This window comes from Nostoc sp. UCD121, assembly GCF_014222285.1.
Taxonomy (GTDB): domain Bacteria; phylum Cyanobacteriota; class Cyanobacteriia; order Cyanobacteriales; family Nostocaceae; genus Nostoc.
In genome coordinates this window covers 1-1,043 of record NZ_JACKZS010000481.1, presented here as the reverse complement: position 1 = coordinate 1,043, position 1,043 = coordinate 1, and the positions used below count along the sequence as shown (strand labels likewise).

The window sequence follows — 1,043 nt, the reverse complement described above, 5'->3', positions numbered from 1 at the left end:
CGGTACTCGCTCAAAGTAATATTCTTGGCCTTGGCAACAGCCGAATTGTGGGCACTATCCAAAGCTTGTGCTGCTGCTTTAAGACTTTCGAGAGATTGAGGATCTGAATCACTTCCCACATATATAAATGTATTGCCCATTTCGGTGAGAAGCGATCGCAAGTCATCGCGCAGATTATTCAGAGAATAGTGGCGGTTAGCCATAATTTGGCAGTAAGCCTCAAGCGCCCAATCTTTCTCCGCTCCCCGCTTACCCGTTTCTCTGTCAATCCGCAACAGAAAAGCGGTCATTTCATTGGTTTGAAGCAAGCGCTCTTTAATCTTGGATGCGTTTGTATCCTTGTAACCAAAGGGAGGACGCGGGGCCACCCAAATATGAAAGGGGACTTTCGGGCGATAGCGGTAAAGCTGTTGGGCACATTCGGTAGCGGTTTGGGAAACGCCGTGAAAAACACCAAACACCAAATCGAAATGATACTCAGAAATATCGACACCAGTACCCAGGCTGGGAGAGGTGAACAAGGCATCAAAGTTTTTGACGGCGTTGGTGATATCTTTAATGAAAGCGACGTTTTCATCACTGCCGGAATTATCGGAGTGGACAGACCAGATGCGCCATTTTTGGGGTGTATGGGATTGGTCAGAGTTAGGATCTTCGTACTTAATAGTAAAAGACTTTTCGAGTTTTTTGATGAAACGCTTGGAGTCACTTGCAACCATGACTTTCAGACCTTGCATCAGCGCCGCCGAGATTTGGGCAACTAGGGCGCTTGAATTACTGCCTTCGTACCAATATATAGTGCGTGAGCCATTTTTCCATTCATTTTTGACGATGTAAGGTACTTCACCTACTGGTCGCATTGCCCGAAAGAAGTCCACGGTTAAATCATCCATGTGTGCGTCGGCAAGGACGACTAGTGGCGCGTTGTATACTATATATTCCAGTACCTCCAAGATTGCTGCACGGTGCTGTTTACACGTATTACTGTGTAGTAGGTGGGTAAGGTATTGGCAAGCTTCATCTATAAATATGCAGCCATAAAT

Annotated in this window: 1 protein-coding gene; it reads right to left on the bottom strand. The window is 46.1% G+C overall.

Annotated features, from left to right (window positions below):
- Positions 1-1,043, bottom strand: a 1,043-nt coding sequence (locus GNF10_RS37045; RefSeq protein ID WP_311774269.1) for a plasmid replication protein, CyRepA1 family, incomplete at both ends; no start/stop codon positions are given.